The organism is Nocardioides sp. (assembly GCF_036274455.1).
Taxonomy (GTDB): domain Bacteria; phylum Actinomycetota; class Actinomycetes; order Propionibacteriales; family Nocardioidaceae; genus Nocardioides.
This window is the reverse complement of record NZ_DASUFR010000096.1, coordinates 1-23700: the sequence shown is the minus strand read 5'-3', so window position 1 is coordinate 23700 and position 23700 is coordinate 1. Positions and strand designations below refer to the sequence as shown.

25 protein-coding genes are annotated in these 23700 nt (G+C 72.8%); 6 read left to right on the top strand and 19 right to left on the bottom strand.

From position 1 onward, the window contains the following. Positions 1 to 10 precede the first annotated feature (10 nt). The 6 genes from VFV89_RS09450 to VFV89_RS09425 form a co-directional block, all read right to left on the bottom strand. Positions 11 to 223 (bottom strand): heavy metal-associated domain-containing protein, encoded by a 213-nt coding sequence (locus VFV89_RS09450; protein ID WP_329705679.1) that lies wholly within the window; start codon positions 221 to 223, stop codon positions 11 to 13. Between the two features lie 122 nt (positions 224 to 345). Then, positions 346 to 3069, bottom strand: coding sequence for an ATP-binding protein (locus VFV89_RS09445; RefSeq protein ID WP_329705678.1), 2724 nt, complete (start codon positions 3067 to 3069; stop codon positions 346 to 348). A 77-nt stretch (positions 3070 to 3146) separates the two neighbouring features. Further along, positions 3147 to 3380: a hypothetical protein gene (locus tag VFV89_RS09440; protein ID WP_329705677.1), complete on the bottom strand. Its 234-nt coding sequence runs from the start codon at positions 3378 to 3380 to the stop codon at positions 3147 to 3149. Between the two features lie 118 nt (positions 3381 to 3498). Continuing rightward, positions 3499 to 3657, bottom strand: coding sequence for a hypothetical protein (locus VFV89_RS09435; RefSeq protein WP_329705676.1), 159 nt, complete (start codon positions 3655 to 3657; stop codon positions 3499 to 3501). A gap of 140 nt (positions 3658 to 3797) precedes the next feature. Continuing rightward, positions 3798 to 5237: an MFS transporter gene (locus VFV89_RS09430; protein WP_329705675.1), complete on the bottom strand. Its 1440-nt coding sequence runs from the start codon at positions 5235 to 5237 to the stop codon at positions 3798 to 3800. A 163-nt stretch (positions 5238 to 5400) separates the two neighbouring features. Then, positions 5401 to 6894 (bottom strand): MFS transporter, encoded by a 1494-nt coding sequence (locus tag VFV89_RS09425; RefSeq protein ID WP_329705674.1) that lies wholly within the window; start codon positions 6892 to 6894, stop codon positions 5401 to 5403. Between the two features lie 219 nt (positions 6895 to 7113). Here VFV89_RS09425 and VFV89_RS09420 point away from each other — a divergent pair, with 219 nt between their 5' ends. Further along, positions 7114 to 8280, top strand: coding sequence for an NAD(P)/FAD-dependent oxidoreductase (locus VFV89_RS09420; protein WP_329705673.1), 1167 nt, complete (start codon positions 7114 to 7116; stop codon positions 8278 to 8280). On the opposite strand, the gene VFV89_RS09415 is transcribed toward VFV89_RS09420, so the two are convergent. From VFV89_RS09415 to VFV89_RS09395, 5 genes are all read right to left on the bottom strand, one after another. Next, positions 8268 to 8684, bottom strand: coding sequence for a hypothetical protein (locus tag VFV89_RS09415; RefSeq protein WP_329705672.1), 417 nt, complete (start codon positions 8682 to 8684; stop codon positions 8268 to 8270). The genes VFV89_RS09420 and VFV89_RS09415 overlap by 13 nt on opposite strands. 73 nt (positions 8685 to 8757) lie before the next feature. Beyond that, complete coding sequence (locus VFV89_RS09410; RefSeq protein WP_329705671.1) at positions 8758 to 8985, bottom strand: hypothetical protein; 228 nt, start codon at positions 8983 to 8985, stop codon at positions 8758 to 8760. Further along, positions 8982 to 9587, bottom strand: a complete 606-nt coding sequence (locus tag VFV89_RS09405) for a sigma-70 family RNA polymerase sigma factor (RefSeq protein ID WP_329705670.1) — start codon at positions 9585 to 9587, stop codon at positions 8982 to 8984. The genes VFV89_RS09410 and VFV89_RS09405 overlap by 4 nt, the downstream gene beginning before the upstream one ends. 59 nt (positions 9588 to 9646) lie before the next feature. Further along, on the bottom strand, positions 9647 to 9886 hold the full coding sequence (locus VFV89_RS09400) for a hypothetical protein (RefSeq protein ID WP_329705669.1): 240 nt from the start codon (positions 9884 to 9886) through the stop codon (positions 9647 to 9649). A 79-nt stretch (positions 9887 to 9965) separates the two neighbouring features. Beyond that, positions 9966 to 10634: a helix-turn-helix transcriptional regulator gene (locus VFV89_RS09395; RefSeq protein WP_329705668.1), complete on the bottom strand. Its 669-nt coding sequence runs from the start codon at positions 10632 to 10634 to the stop codon at positions 9966 to 9968. Between the two features lie 88 nt (positions 10635 to 10722). On the opposite strand from VFV89_RS09395, the gene VFV89_RS09390 reads away from it, so the two are divergent. Then, on the top strand, positions 10723 to 11169 hold the full coding sequence (locus VFV89_RS09390) for a hypothetical protein (protein WP_329705667.1): 447 nt from the start codon (positions 10723 to 10725) through the stop codon (positions 11167 to 11169). Positions 11170 to 11336: 167 nt separating this feature from the next. Here VFV89_RS09390 and VFV89_RS09385 read toward each other — a convergent pair whose 3' ends face one another. The 5 genes from VFV89_RS09385 to VFV89_RS09365 form a co-directional block, all read right to left on the bottom strand. Beyond that, the gene (locus tag VFV89_RS09385; RefSeq protein ID WP_329705666.1) at positions 11337 to 11810 is read right to left on the bottom strand and encodes a GNAT family N-acetyltransferase; all 474 of its coding nucleotides are present in this window, start codon (positions 11808 to 11810) and stop codon (positions 11337 to 11339) included. 26 nt (positions 11811 to 11836) lie between these two features. After that, complete coding sequence (locus VFV89_RS09380) at positions 11837 to 12778, bottom strand: phosphodiesterase (protein ID WP_329705665.1); 942 nt, start codon at positions 12776 to 12778, stop codon at positions 11837 to 11839. A 9-nt stretch (positions 12779 to 12787) separates the two neighbouring features. Continuing rightward, on the bottom strand, positions 12788 to 13264 hold the full coding sequence (locus VFV89_RS09375) for a nitroreductase family deazaflavin-dependent oxidoreductase (RefSeq protein ID WP_329705664.1): 477 nt from the start codon (positions 13262 to 13264) through the stop codon (positions 12788 to 12790). A gap of 35 nt (positions 13265 to 13299) precedes the next feature. Next, positions 13300 to 14445 (bottom strand): fumarylacetoacetase, encoded by a 1146-nt coding sequence (fahA, locus tag VFV89_RS09370; RefSeq protein ID WP_329705663.1) that lies wholly within the window; start codon positions 14443 to 14445, stop codon positions 13300 to 13302. 112 nt (positions 14446 to 14557) lie between these two features. Beyond that, positions 14558 to 15379, bottom strand: a complete 822-nt coding sequence (locus VFV89_RS09365) for a hypothetical protein (protein ID WP_329705662.1) — start codon at positions 15377 to 15379, stop codon at positions 14558 to 14560. An 18-nt stretch (positions 15380 to 15397) separates the two neighbouring features. Between VFV89_RS09365 and VFV89_RS09360 the strand changes: the two genes are divergently transcribed. Next, complete coding sequence (locus VFV89_RS09360; RefSeq protein ID WP_329705661.1) at positions 15398 to 16609, top strand: homogentisate 1,2-dioxygenase; 1212 nt, start codon at positions 15398 to 15400, stop codon at positions 16607 to 16609. A 66-nt stretch (positions 16610 to 16675) separates the two neighbouring features. Here VFV89_RS09360 and VFV89_RS09355 read toward each other — a convergent pair whose 3' ends face one another. Then, positions 16676 to 17356 (bottom strand): RDD family protein, encoded by a 681-nt coding sequence (locus tag VFV89_RS09355; RefSeq protein ID WP_329705660.1) that lies wholly within the window; start codon positions 17354 to 17356, stop codon positions 16676 to 16678. 173 nt (positions 17357 to 17529) lie between these two features. Between VFV89_RS09355 and VFV89_RS09350 the strand changes: the two genes are divergently transcribed. Further along, positions 17530 to 18495 (top strand): pirin family protein, encoded by a 966-nt coding sequence (locus VFV89_RS09350; protein WP_329705659.1) that lies wholly within the window; start codon positions 17530 to 17532, stop codon positions 18493 to 18495. A 60-nt stretch (positions 18496 to 18555) separates the two neighbouring features. Beyond that, positions 18556 to 19152, top strand: coding sequence for a DNA-3-methyladenine glycosylase I (locus VFV89_RS09345; RefSeq protein WP_329705658.1), 597 nt, complete (start codon positions 18556 to 18558; stop codon positions 19150 to 19152). A gap of 124 nt (positions 19153 to 19276) precedes the next feature. Here VFV89_RS09345 and VFV89_RS09340 read toward each other — a convergent pair whose 3' ends face one another. Continuing rightward, complete coding sequence (locus VFV89_RS09340) at positions 19277 to 19702, bottom strand: GlcG/HbpS family heme-binding protein (protein ID WP_329705657.1); 426 nt, start codon at positions 19700 to 19702, stop codon at positions 19277 to 19279. Next, a complete protein-coding gene (locus tag VFV89_RS09335) occupies positions 19699 to 21912 on the bottom strand; it encodes a malate synthase G (protein ID WP_329705656.1) in 2214 nt (737 codons plus the stop codon). Before VFV89_RS09335 ends, VFV89_RS09340 begins: the two co-directional genes overlap by 4 nt. 50 nt (positions 21913 to 21962) lie before the next feature. On the opposite strand from VFV89_RS09335, the gene VFV89_RS09330 reads away from it, so the two are divergent. Next, positions 21963 to 23354, top strand: coding sequence for an FAD-binding oxidoreductase (locus VFV89_RS09330; protein ID WP_329705655.1), 1392 nt, complete (start codon positions 21963 to 21965; stop codon positions 23352 to 23354). The last annotated feature ends 346 nt before the right edge of the window (positions 23355 to 23700 follow it).

Sequence of the window (23700 nt, the reverse complement as noted above, 5' to 3'; positions counted from 1 at the left end):
GTCGTGGTGGTCAGGAGGCCAGCTCGTAGCCGGCCTCGTCGACGGCGGCCGCCATCTCGGCGGCGGTGACCTCGCGGCCGCCGCCGACCGTGACGCGACCGCTGGCCAGGTCGACGACGACGTCGGTGACGCCGGCGATGGCGCCGACCTCCTCCTTGACGGCGGCCACGCAGTGGGCGCAGGTCATGCCGGTGACCTGGAAGGTCTGCTGGAACGTGGACATCGGGTCCTCCTCGGGTTGGCTGTCGTGGTGGCTTCAGCCTCGGTGGGGAGGTCACCGGGTCGCGCCGGCGAAATCGCCGGGTTCTCTCCCAGGAGGCCCGCCGAGCAGCTGTCCGGGTCGGGTCAGGTGGGGTCTTCAGCCAGGGCGACCAGCTCGGTGCGAGAGGAGATCCCGAGCTTGGTGTAGACGTTGCGCAAGTGGAAGTCGACCGTGCGCGGGCTGATGAAGAGGCGGGCGGCCGCGTCCTTGTTGGACAGGCCCTGCCGCACGAGGGCGGCGACCTGGACCTCCTGGGCGGTGAGCGCGCTGGCGACGACCTCGGCTCCGCGGCGTGCCGTCTCGCCGGAGGCCCGGAGCTCCTGTCGCGCCCGTTCGGCCCAGAACGTCGCACCCAGGCTCTCGAAGGTGTCCAGCGCCTCGCGGAGCGGGACCCGCGCATCGGTACGCCGGCGGCTTCGTCGCAGGTGCTCGCCCAGGGCCAGCTGCGTGCGGGCGCGGGCCGGCACCCGCGGCGAGGACGCGTGCCACTCCAGGGCGGTGCGGAGCTCGCCCTCGACGTCTGGACCACCCCGGGCCGCCCGGCAGTGGTGGAACGCCGCCCGGGCCCACGGCATGGCGGCCCCGTCGGCGAAGTCACCGAGCTCCTCGAGCCACGCGGCAGCCAGGTCGCTGCGATCGGCTCGTACGGCGGTCTCGACACGGTCGATGGCGGTGAGCCACCGCACCACCGGTAGCCGGAGCTGCTCGAGGTGGTGGAGCGCGGTCAGCGGCGCCACGTCGGCCTGGCGCGCGGCGGCCCAGTGGGTGAGCTCGGTGACCAGCCCCGCGACCACGCCGCGTGGGGGGTGCTGCTCCAGCGCGGTCTCGAGCTCGTGGAGTCGCTCCGCAGCGTGGGGGGCGCCGCGCAGGGCTGCGACGACGGCGATCTCTGCGAGGGGCAGGGCCACGAGCTCGTCGAGCCCGAGGTTGCGGTCGAGCAGGAGAGCCTCGTGGGCCATCGAGTCGGCCTCGGCCCACGCTCCGGTGGCGATCCGGAACACTGCGCCGCGGGTCAGGGCGTGCTCAACCATGTTGACGGCGCCCGCCTCGCGCGCCTGCCGGAGCTGCTGGTCGTGCAGCCCGATCGCGCGTTCGTCGTCGCCGAGGTGCATGGTCGCGATGGCCAGGTTGGAGTGCAGCAGCGGCGGAGCGTCGACGCCCACCGGGGTGTCCCAGGCGCGGCGCAGCTGGGCCGAGGCGGTCGCCCAGTCGCCCCGGCTGACCGCGGAGAACCCGTCGAGCAGGTGGGCCGCGACCTGCTCGACCGGCGGCGCCCCGGGGGCCGGTGGAGGTGCGATGGTGGCCGGGTCGGGGGCGTCGCCGGCGCGGGCCCCGAACGACGCCAGCGACGCGGCGAGCATCGCGAGGACGCGCGCGCGAGCCGGGTCGTGGGGCGCTGCGGTCTCGGCGGCCCGGCAGACGATCCGGTATCCGTCATCGAGAGAGCGGGTGTTCCACTCCACCTGGCCCTGGAGCTGCATGAGCTCGACGCGGAGCAGCGGGTCGGTCGCGTCGAGCAGCGCTGCCCGGACGAGCTGGCTCGTCTGCGACGGGCGGCCGGCCGCCAGGCTCGAGGCGGCGGCGGCCAGCAGCCGGGTGGCCCGGTCGTGAGGGTCCGTGGTCAGCTCGGCGGCCCGGGTCGATGCCGCTGCTGCCGCCTCGTGGCCGCCGCGGCGCCGGGCCCGCGCCGCCGCCTCGTCGAGGGCCGCGACGACCTCCTCGTCCGGACCGTCGACGGAGGCCGCCAGGTGCCATGCCCGGCGGTCCTCCTCCGGCGTACCGACCAGGGCGTCGGCCAGCGCCCGGTGCGCCTGCCGGCGACGGGAGCTCGTGGCGGCGCCGTAGACGGCGGAGCGGACCAGCGGGTGGCACAGCACCAGGACGCCGTCGTCCTCCCGCAGCAGGCCGGACTCCTCGGCGAGGTCGAGGGCGTCCGGGCCTGCGCCCAGGGTCGTCGCCGCCCGCGTGATCGGGGAGATCCGTCCGGAGTCGTCAGTGGCCGCCACCAGCATGAGGGTCTGTGCGTGCGCAGGCAGCTGTCGGTAGCGGGTCAGGAACGCCCGCTCCACGCCCTCGGTGAGGGGCAGCCGGGCCGGGAGCCGCACGCGCCCGGCCAGCTGGTCGGCATGGAGCGCGCGGGTCAGCTCGAGGAGACCCAGCGGGTTGCCCTCGGTGATCCGCACCAGCTCGGCCCGGACCTCGGCTGCAACGGGTCCGGCGGCGTGGTCGTCGATGAGGGACCCGGCGGCGTCACTGTCGATGCCGCTGATCGCGAGCTCGGCCAGGTCGGGGGTGTCGAAGGCACCGCGCTCGTCCTCACGCACGGCGAACAGCAGGGCCACCGCCTCGGTGTCGAGGCGGCGGGCCGCGAAGAGGAGGGCGGCCGACGAGGCATCGTCCAGCCAGTGTGCGTCGTCGACGACCGCGAGCACGGGTCGCTCGGTCGCCACCTCCGAGAGCAGGTTCAAGGTGCCCAGGAAGACCAGGTGGCGGTCACCGGCCGGTTCGTCCGACTCGCCGAACGCGGCGCGCAGAGCGGTCGCTTGTGGCGAGGGGATCGCGTCGAGGTGGGCGAGCACCGGCCGGAGCAGCCGGTGCAGCGCAGCGAACGGCAGCGGTGCCTCGGACTCGACACCGCGCGTCCGCAGGACGGTCGTCCCGGTCTCCGTGGCGACGACGTCCTCAAGCAGGGCCGACTTGCCGGCGCCGGGCTGGCCGCGCAGGACGAGCGCCGCACCCTGCCCGGAGGCAGCGCGGTCGACGACCCCGCGCAGTGCTGCCTGCTCCCGCTCCCTGCCCCTCAGCACGGCGGCACCATATACACGGCCCGCGGAACGTGGCCGCTGCCGACGCGACCGTCACCCCTCGAGGTGAAGGGCCGGACTCAGGTCCGGACCGCGATCCCCAGCGCTTCGAGAGCGTCGAGGACGCTCGTCCGGTCCACCGGCTGCCGGGCGGTGATCAGCAGGAGGCGCGCGTCGCGGTCCAGCTCGCACCGACCGATCCCCGGCATGGCGCGGAGCTCGTCGCCGAGCGCCGCACCCAGGTGGGTGCAGATCTGGCCGACCAGCTCGATCGCGACGGGGCCGACGAACATCCGTGGCGTCGCTCGCATCATCGTGAGTGCTCCTGCTGCGCTTGAGGGGACGGTCGGTGAGGACGTCCGACCAGACGTCGCCCGCCGGCGCCTCGGCACCGGCGGGCGATGCCCGTACGTCGTGGCTGTCGTCTGGAGGTCACCGGGACCAGAGCGAGACCCGGGTGCGGGTCCGGGTCCAGCCGGGCGTGCGACCAGAGGCCCGCTTGGCCTGGCCGGCCAGCCGGCGCCGGGCCGAGTCGCGCAGCAGGTCGCTCTGCCGGGCGGTGACGATCTCGTGCATCAAGGTGTGGTTCATCTCTGCTCCATGAGGTGAGGCGGCCGAGGCCGGGACTGCTGTTGGGTCACCAGCGTCGCCGTCCGGCAGCGCCGGTCGCGCCGGTGAAACCACCGGGATCACCGGCTGAGGACGTCGGGCGGGGCCAGCCGGACAGAGGCTCATTCGGCGCGGACGATGGTGCAGCCGAGGGCGGCGGTGACGAGTGAGACCACCGCGGCTGCGGTGAACGCCGCGGTGAACCCCGAGGCGTCGAGGGCGCCGGCCGCCGTTCCTCCGACAGCCAGGCCGACGGCCGTGAACACCGACGTGCCGAGCGCCGATCCGACCTGGGTCGCCGACCCGGCCAACCCCGAGGCCAGCCCGGCGTGCGTCTCGGGCACCGCGGACGCAACCACCATCGTGGTCGGCGTGAAGCTGAGCGCGACGCCGGTCGCGGCCAGCAGCAGCCCCGGAAGCACCGCGAGCGCGTAGCCGGCGCCGGCGGGCGCATGCGCCAGCCACAGGTGCCCGGCGGCCAGCACGACGAGTCCCGCCACGAGCGTGCGCCGCGGGCCCAGGCGACGCAGGACCCGGGGCAGGAGCGCCAGCGAGACCACGAACCCGGTCATCGAGGTGGGGACCATCGCCAGGCCCGCGTGCTGCGGATCCATCCGCAAGGCCTGCTGGAGGAAGAGCGCGACGAGGACGAACGTGGACGCGCGGGCGGCACCGCCCAGGACGGCCAGTCCGACCCCGGTGCTCACGATCCTGGAGCCGAAGAGCGCCAACGGCACCAGGGGCTCGGCGCTGCGCCGCTCGACCACCACGAAGGCGCCGGCCAGCAGCGCCGCGACCGCCAGCCCGGCGACCGACGACGCCGTCCACCCGCCGCCCGCGATGCCGAGGACCGCGTGGACCAGCGCGAGGACCGCGCCGGTGATCGTGACCGCTCCGAGCGTGTCGAACCGGTGGCTCGACCCGCGCGGGCTCTCCTGCAGCACCCGCGGGGCCAGCACCGCGGCGGCTGCCGAGACCGGCACGGTCACCAGGAACACCGCCTGCCACCCCACGGCGCCCGTCAGCAGCCCACCCGCGAACACACCGGAGGCCCCGCCGACCGCGGACGCGGCACCCCACAGGCTCATCGCCCGGGCGCGACCCGGACCGGGGAAGGTCAGCAGCAGCAGCGACATGGCCGCCGGGCTGAGTGCTGCGGCTCCCGCGCCCTGGACGATCCGGCCCGCGACGAGCAGCCACGGGCTCGAGGCAGCGGCCGCGAGCAGCGTCCCGGCGGTGAAGAGGAGCGAGCCGAGCACGAACACCCGGCGGCGGCCGAACAGGTCGGCGACCCGCCCGGCCAGCACCAGCAGCCCGCCGAAGGCGAGGACGTAGGCGTTGATGATCCACGCGACCCCGGCAGGGCCGAGTCCGAGGTCGGCCTGGATCGAGGGCAGAGCGACGTTGACGATGGAGGTGTCGAGCATCACCAGGAACTGGGCCGAGACCAGCAGGCCCAGGGCCACGGCCGCGCGGCGCCGCGCCGCGAGGCCGGTGTCGGGATCGTCGGACGGACGCGCGGGGGCGTAAGCCGGGCGGGTCTCGGTGCTGGTGAGGGTCATGGTGGCCTGCTCAGGTGGTCGGTGTGGCTGGACGGGGACACGCTGGCCCCGGAGGCAGGGCTCTCGCGCCGGTCGAACCGCCGGGATCGGACCGGCACCCACATGGCGGCCCGGTCCGGGAGGGGTCAGCCTCCCGGTCCGGACCGCGGCCGGGCTCGGTCCGTCAGTGGCCGTGGCCATGCCCATGGCCGGGCCCGTGGCCGGTGGCCTTGACGTGCGGCACCGCCAGCGCGGTGAACGCTGAGAGCACCACCATGGCCACGGCAACGGCGGTGAAGACGCGGGGGAAGGCGTCGAGCAGGCCGGCCCGGGTGGTCAGCTCGCCGGCGACCGCGCTCAGGCTGGCCACGCCGAGGGCGGCGCCCACCTCATGCCCGGTCATCATCACCCCGGACGCGAGCCCTGACTGCTCGTGCCCGATGCCACCCATCGCGGCGATCGAGACGGCCACGAACATCGGCCCGGTGCCGATCCCGATGACCAGGAAGCCGGGGAGGACGTCGGTCCAGTAGCCCGGGTCGGCATCCATCGCAGCGAGGTACGCCGCGCCGGCGGCCACCACCAGGAGTCCGGCCACCATCAGCGGCTTGGGGCCGACGTGGCCGATGACCTTCGACGCCGCGGCCGCGCCGAACGTGATGGCGGCAGCGAGCGGGAGGAGCTGCAGGCCGGTGACGACGGCGGACGAGCCGATCACCTGCTGGAGGAACAGGGAGCTGAAGAAGATCGCCCCGACGATGGCTCCAGTGATCGCGGCCATCACGGTCGACGCCGAGACCAGGGAGCGGATCCGCCACGTCGCCGGCGGGACCAGCGGCGCCGGGACCCGCCGCTCGACGAGCGCAAACGCGCAGAGCAGCGCCGCCGAGGCGGCGAAGCCGACCAGCGCGCGGCCCGAGGCCCACCCGTGGGTGCCGGCGTTCTCGATCGCGTAGACCAGCGCGAGCAGCCCGGTGACGAGGGCGGCCGCCCCGGGGACGTCGAGGCCCCGCAGCTCCCCGGCCCGACGGCTGCCGGCCACCGAGCGCAGGGTCGCGGCGGCGGCGACGATGCCGATCGGGACGTTGATGAAGAAGATGCCCCGCCAGCCGACGGACGACGTCAGCAGCCCGCCCAGGAGGACACCGGCGGCGATGCCCATGCTGCCGACGGTGCCCCAGATGGCCAACGCCGTCGCGCGCTGCCGGCCCGCGTAGGTGGTGACGATGATCGACAGGGCCGCGGGGGTCAGCATCGCCGCGCCCGCCCCCTGCGCGCCTCGCGCCACGATCAGGGTGGCGGCGGACGACGCGAGACCGGAGGTCAGGGACGCGGCCGTGAACAGCCCGAGCCCGGTCAGGAACATCCGGCGGCGCCCGAAGAGGTCGGCGAGCCGGCCGCCGAGCATCAGCAGCCCGCCGGAGAGCAGGACGTAGGCGCTGACCACCCACTGGTAGTCGCCGCTGGAGAACGACAGCGCCTCGCCGATCGACGGGAGGGCCACGTTGACCACCGAGATGTCGAGGATGACCATCAGCTGGGCCATCAGCATCAGCGCCAGGACGGTCCACGGCTGGCGCGCGGAGTCGCCGGCCGGCACGTCATGGCCGGCGGAGCCGGCTGTCGGTGGGTGGTGATCGGTGCTGGGGTGCTCGCTCGTTGCGGTGTGGTGGGACATCGTGGGCTCCTCGAGTCGGGTTCGACGCCGGAGGTGACCGGCTGACTCGAGCCTCGTGCCCGCGGGGACGCGGTCGCGCCGGTGGAACGGCCGGGATCTCGCGGGTCGGAGCCCGCTGGGAGAGCAGGCCCGGAACCCGGCGGTTTCACCGGCGCGGAGGGGGCGTGCCGGTCCCTAGCGTCGGCGCCGAACTGTCCGGACGACCCAGGAGCGACTCCCATGCACATCCCGGAACCCACCGCCTTCGACTCGCGCCTCGACTCCCGCGAGCCCATCGACGTGCTGGTGATCGGCGCCGGCCAGGCCGGCCTGGCCGTCGGTCACCACCTGGCACGGCGCGGGCTGCGCTTCCTACTGGTGGACGCCGGGCCCGAGCTCGGCCACACCTGGCGGAGCCGCTGGGACTCACTGCGCCTGTTCACTCCCGCCGAGTACGACGCGCTCCCCGGCATGCCGTTCCCCGCGGCGGCCGGCACCTACCCGGGCAAGGACCAGGTCGCCGACTATCTCGCGGCGTACGCGACCCGGTTCGACCTGTCGGTCGCGCTCGGCACCCGCGTCGAGCACGTGGAGGAGGTCGCCGGCGAGCCGGATGGGCTCTTCCGGGTCGACACCAGCCGAGGCACCCTGCTCGCTCGGCAGGTGGTGGTCGCGACCGGCCCGTTCCAGCAGCCCCGGGTCCCCGCGGTGGACGCCGGCTTCGCGGCCCCGGTCAGCCAGGTGCACAGCTCGGCGTACCGGAACCCCGACCAGCTCCCGCCCGGCCGCACGCTGGTCGTCGGCGCGGGCAACTCCGGTCTCCAGATCGCGCTCGAGCTCAGCCGCAGCCGCGAGGTCCACCTCGCGGTCGGCACGCGCCAGAAGGCCGTCCCCCAGCGGCCACTCGGGCGCGACCTGTTCTGGTGGCTGACCAGGACCGGGCTGATCACCCGGCCGGCCACCTCCCCGATCGCCGCGTGGTTCCGCAAGCGCGGCGGGGACCTGGTCATCGGCACGACGTGGTCGGACGTCGAGGCCGCCGGGATCGCCGTCCACCCACGGCTGACGGGCGCCGCCGGGCGATCTGCGACCTTCGCCGACGGGTCGCGGATCGACGACGTGGCTGCCGTCGTCTGGGCCACCGGCTACCGGCCGGCCTATCCGTGGCTCGACGTACCCGGGGTCTGGGACGGCGCCGAGGTGCACCACGTCCGTGGCCGCACCCGGGTGCCGGGGCTGTGGTTCATCGGTCTGCCCTGGCAGCACAGCCGCGGCTCGGCCCTGCTCGGGTTCGTCGGCGACGACGCGGCCTGGCTCAGCGACGAGGTCGCCGCGCACGCCGCGCAACCGAACCGCGCCGCTGCGTCCGCAGCGGCCAGTTCAGCTGGCGTGGATCAGCAGCGGTAGCCGGTCACCGGCCAGCTCCGGCTGGGTGCTGACCAGTTGCCCGCCGCGTCCCGGGCCTTGACGGTGGCCGTGTGCTGACCGGGCGTCAGGGTGGGTCCTCCCGTGGACGGCTGGAACCACGCCCACACGCCGGACTCGCTGCCCTGGTCCACCGCGGGGCCGAACGGCGCGCCGTCGATGAAGACCTCGTACGTCAGCTGCGACTGCGGGGTGACGTTGTCGGTGGCCCGGTTCATGCCGACGATGAGGACGCCGCAGTAGTAGCCCTGGGCGTAGGCGAGGAAGGGCGCGGTGGGCGGGGTGGTGTCACCGCCGTACGCGAGTGCCGGCGCACCCGCCGCGAGGGCGGCCCCGATCGCGGCGGGTACGGCGATCGCGAGCTGGACGAGACGTGCGTGGGCCATGGGGTCTCCCGAGGTCGAGGGTCTCTACCCCTGGTTGGTGTCGCCGGGGTGCCGAGCCCTTACCTCGCCGCTCCTACCTCACTGCGTCCGCGGCGACGAGCTCGAGCAGCGCTTCGGCCTCCTCCCGGCACGCCGCGCAGCCGCGCAGGTGGGCGTGCATCGCCGGATCGGCGTGCTGCGGGTCGAGGAGCAGGGCGTCGACGTACTGGTCGACCCGCTCGAAGCACTCATCGCAGGACAGGTAGGGGCTGGTGTCGGCGGTGAGGCTGGCCACGACGGCGTCGGGTGTGCGGATGGTCATGAGCTGCTCCGGTCGTGGCGCCGGTCTTCGCTGGGATCGAGGTGCCCGGAGGCGACGAGCGCGGCGCGCAGTCGCGACCGGGCGTCGTGCAACGTCTTGTAGAGGGCGTTGCGGTTGGTGCCGAGCCGGTCGGCCAGCACGTCGATCGGGACCGCCTCGACGAGCAGGGCGAGGGCGACCCGGCGCTGGTGCGGCGTCAGGGCCGTCGTCATCGCCTCCTGGACCGCAGCGGCGAGGTGGGCGGCCTCGGTCAGCTCGGCGGGGGAGGCGTCCGGGTCGACGAGGACGACGGTGTCGGGCAGCGTCACCTCGCGGTTGCGCCAGGCCTGCCGGCGTACCTCGACGCTGGCCTGCAGGATGGCGAACTTGTAGGCCCAGGTCGTGAACCGGCTGCGTCCCTCGAACGAGCCCAGCCGGCGCAGCACGGCCACCAGCGCCTCGTCGGCTGCCTGGTGGGCCAGGTCGTCCAGGTCGCGGGCACCGATGCCGGGCAGCAGGTGGCGCATCCGCCTCACCTGGTGCCGGCTCGCCCGCAGCAGGAGCACGTGCAGCTGCTGCAGCGCGGCCTGCCGGACCGGGCTGTCGACAGAGAGGTCCGTCACCCAGGAGTCGGTGGGTCCGGGTGGCACGACGCCCGCGGGGGTGGTCCTCGGCGCTGTGGTCACGGCGCCTCGGCACGTGGCAGCGGTGACAGGATCCGGACCGCGAGCTCCGGGGGGCAGCCGCGGTCGACGAGCTCGAGCAGGAGGTGCAGGTCGAAGCCGCGGTCGGCCGCGACCGAGTCGGCAAGACCCGCGGGGAAGCCGGCCTCCAGCAGCCGGCACCGTCGCCAGGCCGCCACGTCCAGCGGCGGCCCGCTGCCGCAGTGACGCGACAGCCGCGACACCTCGTGCATGGTCATGTCCAGTTGGTGTGCCGGACCTGGGCTCGTCATACCTCGCCGGGCGATTTCCACGACTGCCGGAGCCAGCTCTCGCTCGTCAGCTCTCGACCCGGGCCTTGACGCAGCAGTGGCCGGGCTCGGGCTCGAGCCGGGCCGCCACCCCGGTGCAACCGAGCCCGTCAGCGACCCCTTGCACGTAGGACCGGTTCAGGCTGCACACCAGCTCGGTGTGCTTGCGGGCGAGCGAGTCGAAGGGGCAGTTGGCCAGCTCGAGGGTGTCCTCGGAGAGCGTCGGCTCGTAGCCCTGGTCCGCCAGGACGGCGGCCAGCGCATCCAGCGTGCCGGTGGTGCCGGACGCGCGACCGAGGCTGCTGCCCTCGTCGTGCGCCGTCGTCGCGAGCGCCTCCTCCAGCGGGATGCCGGTGGCGGCCCGGTCGACCGCCGTGGCCAGGATGTCGCCGACCAGGTCGTAGCGCCGGGGTGGCAGCGAGACCGTGAACTCGCGGGCTGCGCGCCGGTAGAGCTTGCTCGGCCGGCCGGCGCCCGGGCCGGTCCGCCCGGTGAGGCGGCGGTACTCCACCTCGAGCAGGCCCTCGGCGACCAGCCGGTCGAGGTGGAAGCTCGCGGTGTGCAGGGCGAGCTCGAGGGCGGTGGCCGCCTGCTCGCGGCCGACCGGCGCGGGCTGGGTCGCGACGTAGCCGTAGAGCGCGCGCCGGGTGTCGTCCGCGAGCGCGCCGATCCCGGCGGCGCGCTGACCCAGCTCCATGGCGAGAGTCTAAAACAGAAGAGTCTTGACACAAGAGGTGGTTCAGTTCTAAATAACAGTATCTGTTTTTTTAGAAAGGAGTCCCATCATGGCCATCTCCACTCCCCATGCGCGACCCGTCCTGGGTCACCAGCTCGGGTCCGAGGCCAACGCGCAGCGAGCGTTCAAGCTGCTGCGCACGGTGTTCACGATCGCGCCGATCGCCTTCGGCCTCGACAAGTTCTTCAACGTGATGACCGACTGGTCGCAGTACCTCGCGCCGTGGATCGACCACATCGTCCCCGGGAACGCCGACCAGGCGATGTACATCGTCGGCGTGATCGAGATCGTCGCCGGCCTCGTCGTCGCCGTCACGCCGAGGTTCGGTGGCCTGCTCGTGGCCGCGTGGCTGGCGGGCATCATCGTCGACCTGCTCACGCTGGGCGACTACTACGACGTCGCGCTGCGCGACTTCGGCCTCCTGGTCGCCGCGGTGTCCCTGAGCCTGCTCGCGACCCCGAGCCGGACTCCCGCGACCGGCGACCAGGGCGACTGACCCGCGCGCCGGCGACCGCTCAGAACCGCTGCAGCGCGGTGAGGACCGCGAGCACAACCAGCCAGACGGCGCTGATGGCCAGTCCTGCGACCGTGATGAACCTGTCCATGTGCGTTGCTCCCCGCAAGTTCCCGGGGGACACCATACTTGAACAAGTCTTCAATCGGTCAATCCTGGACTGGTCGGGTCGCCGGCTTGTCCGAGTCGCCCGGATCCATGTCATAGGTGACCCACAACTGCGCCTCGGCCACCCGGTCGTAGAGCCGCCGGGCCACGGCGTTGTCCGCGCCGGTGATCCAGCTGACCACGCCCCAGCCGCGCTCGCGGGCGAGCGCGCGCAGGTGCTCGAGCAGAGCCTCGCCTGCCCCGCTGCCGCGGCGTCCCGGGTCGACGAACAGGTCGTCGAGGAAGCCGGCCCAGTCGCCCTCGAGCGGCCGGGCGAAGGCGCGGACGTGGGCCAGCCCGACCACGTCACCGTCCAGCTCGGCCACGAGGCACTCGACCTCACCGAGCTCGGTGATCCGTCGCCAGAGGTGGTCGAGGTCGGGTGCCGGGACGTCGTAGAACGCGGCGTACCCGCGGTAGAGCTCGGCCCAGTGGTCCCGGTCGGGCTCCGCGACGGGGCGTACGACGAGGGGCACGGCGCCAGCCTGCCACGGCCGTCGGGTCAGAGCTCGGTGAGCGGGTTCTCGTGGGATTCGAACCGGTTGTTGAAGTCGGAGTCCTTGCGGCTGATGATCTCTCGCCGCTCCTCGGGTGAGAGCGCATCGAGCACCGCCCGCATCTCCTCGGGCTGGCCGGTGATCTCGGGGGCCTCGAAGATCGGGATCACCGTGTGCACGATCCGGTCGTCGTAGACGTGCACGGTGTTGAACGCCTGCTGGCCGGCCACGCCAGAGATCAGCCGGTCGAGCGGCGCCGGGTCGGTCGTGTAGCAGCTGGCCGAGGCCACGCTCACCGGGATGCCGGCGAAGGTGCTGTGCGAGGAGTAGTGGAAGTGCCCGCCGAGGATCTGCCGCACGTCGGTGCCCCGGACGACCTCGGCCAGCCGGTCCTGGTCGAGCAGCTCGATGATCGCCGCCGGCTCGAGCGTCGGCACCGGGATCGGCGGGTGGTGCATGGCCAGGACGGTGCCGTGCTCGGCCGGGCTGCTCAGCACGTCACGGAGCCAGTCGAGCTGATCGTCGGTCAGCTCGCCGTGGTGGTAGTCCGGCACGCTGGTGTCCAGGGCCACGATCCGCAGTCCGGAGACGTCGTGGACGCGGTCCTGCGGACCGTCGTCGTCGGAGTCGAACAACCCCTTCGCGTACGGCGCCCGCGCGTCGTGGTTGCCCATGACCCACACGACCTGCGCCCCGATGCCGGCGGCGAACGGCTCCACGAGCTCGCGCAGTCGCGCGTACGCCTCCGGCTCGGACCGGTCCGCGAGGTCGCCGGTGAACACCAGCGCCTGCGGGACCGGGTCCAGCCGACGCAGCCGTTCGAGGGCCATCCGCAGCCCGTCCTCCGGCTCGACCACGCCGTACTGCTTCACACCGCGGGCGAGCAGGTGGACATCGCTCAGGTGGGCGATCGTGATCCCGGGAGGGGGGTACTGGCCGTACTGCACGCGGAGACGCTAGTGGTCACCGGGCTGGAGCCGGAACACCGGGATGGTCCGGTCGGTGCGCTCCTCGTACTTCGCATAGTTGGGCCAGGTCGCGAGCATCGTCCGCCAGGCGTCCGCCCGCTCCTCGCCGGTCAGCTCGGTCGCCGTGACCGGGATCCTCGCCCGGCCGTACTCGATCGTCACGGCGCCGTCGGCGGCGCGGAGGTTGCCCACCCACTCCGGCATCCTGGGGCCGCCGAAGTAGGAGCCGGCGATGAGGATCGTGTCGCCGTCGGGCACGCACAGCAGGGGAGTGGTCCGCTCGATCCCGGACCTCCGGCCCGGGACCGTCAGGTAGAGGTTCGGCAGGCCGGCGAGGTCGAGCAGGGTGAGTCGCCCGCGGCTGACCCGGTGGAGCGTCTTGTCGAGCCGGACGATCTGCGGCAGGAACCGCGGCAGCCACGGGATCGCCCCCATCCGGACGGCGACGGGAGTCAGCAGGCCCATGCGGAGAGGGTAGGGAGCGCCGGGCCGGATCGGTGTCAGGTCCGCGCCGGCTCGATCCGCCCTGCCACCTCGCCGAGGGTGATCCGGCCGCCGTCGATGCCGGGGGCGGAGTAGCGGAGCACGACCTCGTCACCGTCCTCCAGGAAGCTGTGGCTGGTCCCGTCGGAGGTGGTGAACGGCTCCTTGCCACTCCAGGACAGCTCGAGGAAGGAGCCCCGCTGGTCCGGCTCCGGGCCGCTGATCGTGCCCGACGCGAACAGGTCCCCGGTGCGCAGCGAAGCGCCGTTGACCGTCATGTGGGCGAGCATCTGGGCGGGCGACCAATACATCGTGCGGTACGGCGGCCGGCTGACCACCTCGCCGTTGAGCTCGATCTCGACGTCGATGTCGAGGCCGCGGGTGGCGCCCGGTCCCAGGTAGGGGAGCGGCTCCGGGTCCTGCTCCGGCAGGTCGACCCACGCGGCGTCGAGGGCGGCCAGCGCGGTCACCCACGGTGAGATCGACGTCGCGAACGACTTCCCGAGGAACGGCCCGAGCGGGACGTACTCCCACGCCTGGATGTCGCGCGCCGACCAGTCGTTGAGCCCGGTCACCCCGAACACGTGGTCGGCCAGCCCGCTGAACGGCACCGCCGCGCCCAGCTCGGAAGGGGCGCCCACGACGAAGCCGAGCTCGGCCTCGATGTCGAGTCGCCGGCTCGGGCCGTACGTCGGCGCGTCGTCGCCCGGGGCCTTCCGCTGCCCCGACGGGCGGGTGACCGGCGTACCCGACACCACGACGGTCCCGGCCCGGCCGTGGTAGCCGATCGGCAGGTGCCGCCAGTTGGGGGTGAGCGGCTCGGAGTCGGGCCGGAAGATCCTGCCCACGTTGGAGGCGTGGTCGAGCGAGGCGTAGAAGTCGACGTAGTCGGCCACCTCGACGGGCAGGTGCAGCACCGCGTCCTCGATCGCGACGAGCCCGGCGTCCTCGACCAGCCCCCGCACCTGGTCGCGGGTCTGCCGCCAGACCTCCGGGCCGAGCGCCAGGAACGCGTTCAGCGACGGTTGGTCGAACTCCGGCCGCCCGGTCGCGGCGTACAGATCGAGGATGCCGTCGCCGTACCGCACCCCGACCCGGCGCGGCCCTCCGGCGACCGAGAAGACGCCGTACGGCAGGTGGTCGAGCCCGAATCCGTCACTCATGCGAGGGCACCTCGGCCGACCACCGCTGGTCGAGCCTGTCGAGACCCCCGCAGCGTGGGCTGGGAGCCGATCCTGCGGTCATCTCGACAAGCTCGATGGGCGGCGGTTGCGTTCACGGGACCAGCCCCAGCTCGCGCAGGTCGGCCCAGGGCTCGGCCACCGAGCAGGAGCCGAACGACGTGAACCACCGGCGGGCGCCGGCGAGGTCGAGCTCCCGGGCCGCCTCGACCACAGCGGCTCCGTCGCGCTCCTCGAGGACGGACACCGCCTCGTCGACCGGGGCGCCGTCGAACAGCCTCCGCGTCGCCACCAGCACGTTGACGAACCCGTGGTGCTCGAAGCCGGTCTCCGGATCGGTGTGGCGCACCGCGTTGTGCAGTCCCGCCGTGCACTTGAACGCCGTCTCGCGGTCGAGCGCCGCATCGATCCAGCGGGCCACGGCGTGCGCGGCCGGGAACGCGGCGGCCTCCAGCCCACCGGTCCGGAACTTCAGCCGCAGCTCGGCCGCGGCCACCTCGTCGGCGGCCGCGAGCCACGAGGACGTGTTGCCCACGTGCGGGAGCTCGACGTACACCGGGACGTCCGCCTCGACCTCACCGAGCGCCGCCACCACGCGCCGGACGTTGCCGGCCAGGTCGTCGGGGTCGCGCAGGGCGATCTCGAGCCCGGCGAGGTCGAGCCCGAGCCGCTGGCAGAGCGCCGCCGGGCCGGCCAGCTGCCCCGCTCCGCCGGTCACCACCACCGACAGCGGGCCGCCGAAGCCGCGGACCAGCGGGAGGTCCTGGTCCTTCAGGACGAAGGTGCCGACCAGCTCGCGGCCCTCCTCGTCGGTGCGGGCGCCGTAGGCCGCCGTGGCCTCGTGCAGCGGCGCGTCGCCGGGCGGGAAGATCGCCGCGTCGTCGACCAGACGGGCCCAGGCATCGTCGAGTGGCACCCGACTAACTTAGGGGCCATGGCGCACTACCGAGCAGTGGGTGAGGTCCCGTCGAAGCGACACACCCAGCACCGCGACCCCGACGGTCACCTCTACCGCGAGGAGCTGATGGGCGAGGAGGGGTTCTCCTCGGACTCCTCGCTGCTCTACCACCGCGGCGTGCCCTCGGCGATCGTCGCCAGCGAGGTGTGGGAGCTGCCCGACCAGACCCGGACGCCCAACCACCCGCTCAAGCCCCGCCACCTCAAGCTCCACGACCTGGCCACGGACAAGGACGCGGTCACCGGCCGGCGCCTGGTGCTCGGCAACAACGACGTCCGCATCGGCTACGTCGTCACCGGCGTCGACCCGTCGCCCTACTACCGCAACGCGATCGGCGACGAGTGCGTCTACGTCGAGGCCGGGTCGGGGACCGTCGAGACGGTGCTCGGTGTGCTGAGCTACCGGACCGGCGACTACGTCGTGATCCCGCGCGCCACGACGCACCGGTGGGTCCCCAGCGAGCCCAGCCAGCTCTACGCGATCGAGGCCAACAGCCACATCGCGCCACCCAAGCGCTACCTGTCCCGCTTCGGGCAGTTCCTCGAGCACGCGCCGTACTGCGAGCGCGACCTGCACGGCCCGACCGAGACCTTCGTCCGGGACGGCGAGGACGTCGAGGTCCTGGTCAAGCACCGGACCAGCGCCGGGATCGTCGGCACCCGGATGACCTACGCGACCCACCCCTTCGACGTGGTCGGCTGGGACGGGTGTCTCTATCCCTATACCTTCAACATCGACGACTACATGCCGATCACCGGCAAGGTGCACCAGCCGCCGCCGGTGCACCAGGTCTTCGAGGGCCACAACTTCGTGGTCTGCAACTTCCTGCCGCGCAAGGTCGACTACCACGAGCTGGCGATCCCGGTTCCCTACTACCACTCCAACGTCGACAGTGACGAGGTGATGTTCTACGTCGGCGGTGACTACGAGGCCCGCAAGGGGTCGGGCATCGGCCTCGGCTCGATCTCGCTGCACCCCGGCGGATATGCGCACGGCCCCCAGCCGTCGGCGATCGAGGCCTCGCTCGGTGTCGACTACTTCGAGGAGTCCGCGGTCATGGTCGACACCTTCGCCCCGCTCGACCTCGGCGAGGGTGGGCTGGCGGTCGAGGACCCGGCGTACGCCTGGACCTGGGCCGGCCGCGGCCCGGACGCCGGTGGCGACGCGGCGGTGTTCTCAAACAGCTGAGAAATGACGCTGACCCGCCCGTTGTGTGCGGGCGGGTCAGCGTCGTGCCGGGTCGATCGGTGAGCGTCAGCCGACCTTCAGGACCTGGGTGCCACCGGCGAACTTGTCGAACCAGTGCTGGCGCTGCGGGTCGCTGTTGATGCCGACCAGGATGAGGATCAGCGCGGCGAGGGCGGCGAGCGGGTAGAGGAACCAGCCGACCACGGGGATGATCGCGATCAGCGGGAACGCGTAGTAGATGTTGCGGCGGATCGCCTGCTCCATCGTGGGGTGGCTCTGGTGGTCCGGCCCGAAGGTCTGCAGCTTCATCGCCATCTTGCCGATCGTCTGCCCGCGGCTGGACTCCATGTAGCCGAAGTAGCCCAGGGCGAGGGCGGTCTCGATCACGCCGGTGATGAGGTAGAAGAGGAAGATCTCGCCGAGCGAGTGCGTGCCGGAGTAGATGATCGAGCTGAAGATCGCGCTGATGATCCCGAAGACGACGGCGAGGATGATGCCGTCGATCAGCCGGGCGAGGAACCGGTCGAGCAGGTTGCCGGGGAAGCCGGGGCCGTACTGGGCCGCCGGAGCGCCGGGTGCCGGGGCGGCTGCCCCGGCCGGCGGCGGCGGCGCGGCGGGCGGGGGCGGGTAGGTGCCCGGGTTGGTGGGCGGTGGCGGGGCCGCACTCGTGTCAGGTGCGGGGGGCGGCGGAGGCGCCGGCTCTCCGGGAGGGGGAGTTGAACCGGCCGGAGGCTCGGTGCTGCTCATGCAGGTGCTCCATTCTGTTGGGTGCGACGCCGCCCCGCGACATGGCGCCGGACGGGTGCGATCGGGGCGAAGATAGTCCTTTCGAGGTGCTGGGGACAGGACCCAGCCGTGCCATTCGCCCGGGCGCGTCGCAGGGCTCGTACGACGGGGGAACGCGCGTCAGACTGGGGTCCGTGAGCAACCTCGAGGACAAACCACCGGAGGTCGTCTGCGAAGCAGCCCGCGGGGGGATCGAGGTGATGACGCCCCGGGAGGTGCCGCTGGGTGGCCCGCGGGCCATGAGCGTGCGGCGTACCCTCCCGCAGCGCGCGCGCTCCCTCATCGGCGCGTGGTGCTTCCTCGACCACTACGGCCCCGACGAGGTGCAGGCCACCGGCGGGATGAGCGTGCCGCCGCACCCGCACACCGGGCTGCAGACGGTGTCGTGGCTGTTCACCGGCGAGATCGAGCACCGCGACTCGGCCGGCCACCACGCCATGGTCAGGCCGGGCGAGCTGAACCTGATGACCGCCGGCCACGGCATCAGCCACTCCGAGGTCTCCACGCCGTCGACCACGACGCTGCACGGCGCCCAGCTCTGGGTGGCCCTGCCCTCCTCGGCGCGCGACGCCGCGCCCGGGTTCGAGCACTTCGCCCCGTCGCCGGTCACGGGTGACGGCTGGGAGGCGCGGGTCTTCCTCGGCTCCCTGCTCGGCACCGCGTCCCCGGTGTCCACCGCCACGCCGCTGCTCGGCGCCGAGCTGCTGCTCGGCGCCGGGACCGAGCTGCACCTCGACGTCGACCCGGGCTTCGAGCACGGCGTCCTGGTCGACACCGGCGTGGTCTCCATCGGCGACGTCGAGGCCAAGCAGCACGAGCTCGCCTACCTGCCGCCCGGCTCGCAACGGCTCACCCTCGAGGCGGTTGCCGATGCGCGGCTGCTGCTGCTGGGCGGCCCGCCGTTCGGCGAGGCCATCGTGATGTGGTGGAACTTCGTCGGCCGCAGCCACGAGGAGGTGGTCGCGTTCCGCGAGGAGTGGATGGCCCAGCTCGCCGGCGGTGGGTACGCCGACGGGCGGTTCGGCGTACCGGTCGGCAACGAGCTGGCGCCCATTCCCGCACCGGCCCTGCCCAACGCCCGGCTGCGGGAGCGTCACTGACCCCGGCCCTCAGTCACATGCGGCCCGCCTGGTGTCGGAAGGGTCCGCAAGGATGGCCCCATGGGACCGACGGTCGGCGAGGACGGCGTCGCGCGCTGCCCGTGGGGCGCCGGGCCGGGGGTGATGCGCGACTACCACGACACCGAGTGGGGCAACCGGGTCCACGGCGAGTCGGCGTACCTCGAACGGCTGACGCTCGAGGCGTTCCAGTCGGGCCTGTCGTGGTCGACGATCCTCAACAAGCGTGAGGCGTTCCGCGAGGTCTTCCACGGCTTCGACGCCGACCGGGTCGCGGCCTTCGACGAGGCCGACGAGGCCCGGCTGATGCAGGACGCCCGGATCGTCCGCAACCGGGCCAAGATCTCGGCCGCCGTCGTCAACGCCCGGGCCACCGTGGCCCTGCGCGACGCCCCGGACGTCGACGGGGGTCTGGAGGCGCTCGTGCTCTCCTTCGCCCCCGGCGACCCTCCGGCGCCGCGGACCACCGAGGAGATGCAGACGACGTCGAAGGAGTCGGTGGCGCTGTCCAAGGCGCTGAAGAAGCGCGGCTTCGCCTTCGTCGGGCCCACCACGATGTTCGCGCTGATGGAGGCGATCGGGATCTTCGACCCGCACCTGGTCGGCTGCTTCCGGCGCGGTGGCACCATCGCTGGTTGAGGAGCCTGCGCAGCAAGCGTCTCGAAACCGCTGAAGCCCGCGCTGGGACTTGGTGCGCCTCAGCCCCGGGTTACGAGGTTTCGAGACGGGCGCAGAGCGCCCTCCTCGACCACCGCCACGCGCATCAGTCCGCCTGGGCCACCAGCCCGGCCGAGTCGATGCCGGCCAGCGCGGCCTCCTCGTCGTGCTCGGAGGTGTCGCCGGACACGCCGACCGCGCCGAGCACGGTGCCGTCGGCGGCCTTGACGAGGACACCGCCCGGGACCGGCACCAGCGGTCCGATGACGCTGCCCAGGGCGGCCGCGAAGAAGGGCTGCTCCTGGGCACGCTCGTACAGCTTCCGCGAGCCCATCCCGAGCGACATCGCGCCGTGCGCCTTGCCGTAGGCGACCTCGAAGCGCTTGTTGGACGCGCCGTCCTCGCGCTCGGCGGCGATGAGGTGGCCGCCGGCGTCGAGGACCACGACGGTGAGCGGTTGCAGCGAGAGGTTGCTCCCAGCGGCGAGGGTGCCCTGGATGATCGCCCGCGCCTGGGACAGCGAGAGGGTCATGCCTCACCCCTCTGTGCCGCCTTCACCGCTCGCCGGTGCCGGTGCAGGATCGGCTCGGTGTAGCCCGAGGGCTGGCCGAGCCCCTCGAAGACCAGGTCGTGGGCGGCGCGGAACGCCTCGCCGTCGTACGACGGACCCATCGGCCGGTAGCCGGGGTCGGAGCCCTGCTGCCGGTCCACGACGTCGGCCATCCGCCGGAACGCCGCCTCGACCTCGTCAGCGCTCACCACGCCGTGGCGCAGCCAGTTGGCGACGTGCTGGGAGGAGATCCGGCAGGTGGCGCGGTCCTCCATCAGCGCGGTGCCGTGGATGTCGGGCACCTTGGAGCAGCCGATGCCGTCGTCGACCCAGCGCTTCACGTAGCCGAGGATCCCCTGCAGGTTGTTCTCGATCTCGGCGGTCTTGTCCTCCTCGCTCCACCGGCCCGATGGTTGGGCCGGGTCGGCCAGCGGGACGGTGAGCAGCTGCTCGATCGTCGAACGCCACCCGCTCTTCTCCTGAGCCGCCAGCAGCTCCTGCTGCCGGGCCGCCACGTCGACCTGGTGGTAGTGCAGCGCGTGCAGGGTCGCGGCTGTGGGGGAGGGCACCCACGCGCACGAGGCGCCGGCCTGGGGGTGGCCGACCTTCTCCTTCAGCATCGCCGCCATCTCGTCGGGCATCGCCCACATGCCCTTGCCGATCTGGGCCTTGCCCCGGAAGCCGCACGCCAGCCCGATGTCGACGGATCGGTCCTCGTAGGCCTTGATCCACGGCGTCGACTTCATCTCGCCCTTGCGGATCATCGGTCCGCCCAGCATCGAGGTGTGCAGCTCGTCGCCGGTGCGGTCGAGGAAGCCGGTGTTGATGAAGGCCACCCGGCCGCGGGCGGCGTGGATGCAGGCCTTGAGGTTGGCGGAGGTACGCCGCTCCTCGTCCATGATGCCGAGCTTGATCGTCCCCCGCCGCAGGCCGAACAGGTCCTCGACGGCCGCGAACAGGTCGTCGGTGAACCGCACCTCGTCGGGGCCGTGCATCTTCGGCTTCACGGCGTACATCGAGCCGGTCCGGGAGTTGGCCAGCTGGCCGCGACCCTGGATGTCGACCAGGCTGCACAGGGCGGACATCACCGCGTCGAGGATCCCCTCGGGCACCTCCGCCCCGGAGGAGTCGAGGACCGCGTCGGTGGTCATCAGGTGGCCGACCTGGCGCACGAAGAGCAGGGCGCGGCCGGGCAGGATCACCTGACCGGCGGGGCCGTCGTACTGCCGGTCCGGCTCCAGCTCGCGGGTGAACGTGGTCCCGCCCTTGGTCACCTCCGCCGAGAGCGTGCCCCGGTTGAGCAGCAGCCAGTTGCGGTAGGCCGCCACCTTGTCCTCCGGGTCGACCGCGGCGATGGAGTCCTCGAGGTCCATGATCGTCGTGACCGCGGCCTCGATGAGCAGGTCCTTCACGCCGGCCGGGTCGTCCTTGCCGATCGGGTGGGACCGGTCGACCTGGATCTCGACGTGCAGCCCGTTGTGGACCAGCAGCACCCCCTCCGGCGCGTCCGGGTCGCCCCCCGGGCCGACACGATGCCCGACGTACTGGGCCGGGTCGGCGAGCCCGCTCGACCCCTCGCCGAGCCGCACCGTCAGCGCGCCGCCCTCGGTGGAGTAGCCCGTGGCATCGGCGTGGCTGCCGCTCTCGAGCGGGAAGTGGTCGTCGAGGAAGGCCCGCGCGGTGGCGATGACCGCTGCGCCGCGCTTGGGGTTGTAGGACGAGCCACGCTCGTGGCCGTCGTCCTCCGGCAGCGCGTCGGTGCCGTAGAGCGCGTCGTAGAGCGAACCCCACCGGGCGTTGGCGGCGTTGGCCGCGAACCGTGCGTTGAGGACGGGTACGACGAGCTGCGGTCCGGCCTGCACCGCGACCTCGTCATCCACGTCGCTGGTCTCGATCTCGAAGTCGGCCGGCTCCTCGACCAGGTAGCCGAGGTCGCGGAGCAGTTGGAGGTAGGCCTCCTGGTCGCGGACCGGCCCCGGGTGCGCGGTGTGCCACTCGTCGAGCTGCTTCTGCAGCTCCTCGCGGCGGGCCAGCAGCTCGCGGTTGCGTGGCGTGAAGTCGGCGCAGATCTGCTCGACGCCGCTCCAGAACTTGTCCTCGTCGATCCCTGAGCCCGGCAGCGCCTCGTCGCGGACGAACGCGTGCAGCACCTCCGCGATCTGGAGCCCTCCGACGGTCACCCGGTCAGCCACGTCGTGTCCCTTTCTTGGCGTCCTGACGTTAGCGAGCCAGTCTTGCCTACATGACTGTGGACGCACAGGTCGACCTCGGGGCCCTGCTGGACGAGCTCGGGGACGACGTGGTCGTGACCGACGCGGAGCGGATGGACAAGTACCGCCGGGACCGGGCCAACGACCCGCATGCAGGTACGCCGCTCGCGGTGGTGCGGGCCGGGTCGACCGAGGACGTCCAGGCGGCGGTGCGGTTCGCGGCCGCGCACGGCATCCCGGTGGTGCCTCGCGGAGCGGGCAGCGGGCTCTCCGGCGGCGCGTCCGCGGTCGACGGCTGCCTGGTCGTGTCCACCGAGCGGATGACCGCCATCGACATCGACCCGGTCACCCGCACGGCCGTGGTGCAGCCCGGGCTGATGAACGCCCAGGTCAAGGCGGCGGCGGCCGAGCACGACCTCTGGTACCCGCCCGACCCGTCGTCGTACGAGATCTGCTCGATCGGCGGCAACATCGCCACCAACGCCGGCGGGCTGTGCTGCGTGAAGTACGGCGTCACCACCGACTACGTCCTCGGGCTGACCGTCGTGCTCGCCGACGGCACCGCGGTCCGGCTGGGCGGTCCGAGGATCAAGGACGTCGCCGGGCTGTCGCTGACCAAGTTGTTCGTCGGCTCGGAGGGGACGCTGGGGATCATCACCGAGATCGTGCTGCGGCTGGTCCCGAAGCAGCGCCCGCCGGCCACGCTGGTCGCGACCTTCCCCACGCTCGACGACGCGACCAACACGGTGCTCGCCATCACCCGCCGGATGCGCCCGTCGATGCTGGAGTTCATGGACCAGCCGACGATCAACGCGGTCGAGGACCTGACGAAGATGGGGCTCGACCGCTCGGCCGCCGCGATGCTGGTCATCCAGTCCGACGAGCCCGCCGGCCACGCCACCGCCGAGTGCGAGCTGATCGCCTCCCTGTGCGAGGAGAACCATGCGACCGAGGTGTTCTCGACCGACGACCCCGAGGAGGGGGAGGCGTTCGTGGTCGCGCGCCGCAACGCGATCCCCGCGGTCGAGCGCACCGGCACGCTCCTGCTCGAGGACGTCGGCGTGCCGCTGCCGCAGCTCGGCGCCCTCGTCGACGGCATTGCCAGGATCTCGGCAGACCGCAAGGTGACCATCGCCGTCATCGCCCACGCCGGCGACGGCAACACCCACCCGCTGATCGTCTTCGACCCCAGTGACACCGAGCTCGCCGAGCGGGCCCGCATCGCCTACGGCGAGGTGATGGACCTCGCGATCTCCTTGGGGGGCACGATCACCGGCGAGCATGGCGTGGGCCGGCTCAAGCGGCCTTGGCTCGCCGACTACCTCGGCCCCGACGCCCTCGCCCTCAACCAGCGGATCAAGGACGCCCTGGACCCGCAGGGCATCCTCAACCCGGGATCGGTGTTCGTGCCCCACGGTGGCTGAGGTGCGAAGGCGTTCGCAGGGAAGGCACCTGCTGGCCCGCCGCCGGTCGAGCCTGTCGAGACCTCCGCAGGGAACGCACCCGCGCAGGTCCCAGCGCCGGCTCACCAGGCTTCGAGGCTCGGCGCTGGGGCGCCTCGCACCTCAGCCACCGTGACCGCACCGCTGGTCGAGCCTGTCGAGACCTCCCCAGCCCCCGGACACACCGGTGAGTCCCAGCCCCGGGTCACCTGGCTTCGAGGCTCGGCGCTGGGGCGCCTCGCACCTCAGCCACCGTGAAGGCTCGGCGCTGGGGCGCCTTGCACCTCAGCCACCATGACCCGCACCGCTGATCGAGCCTGTCGAACCT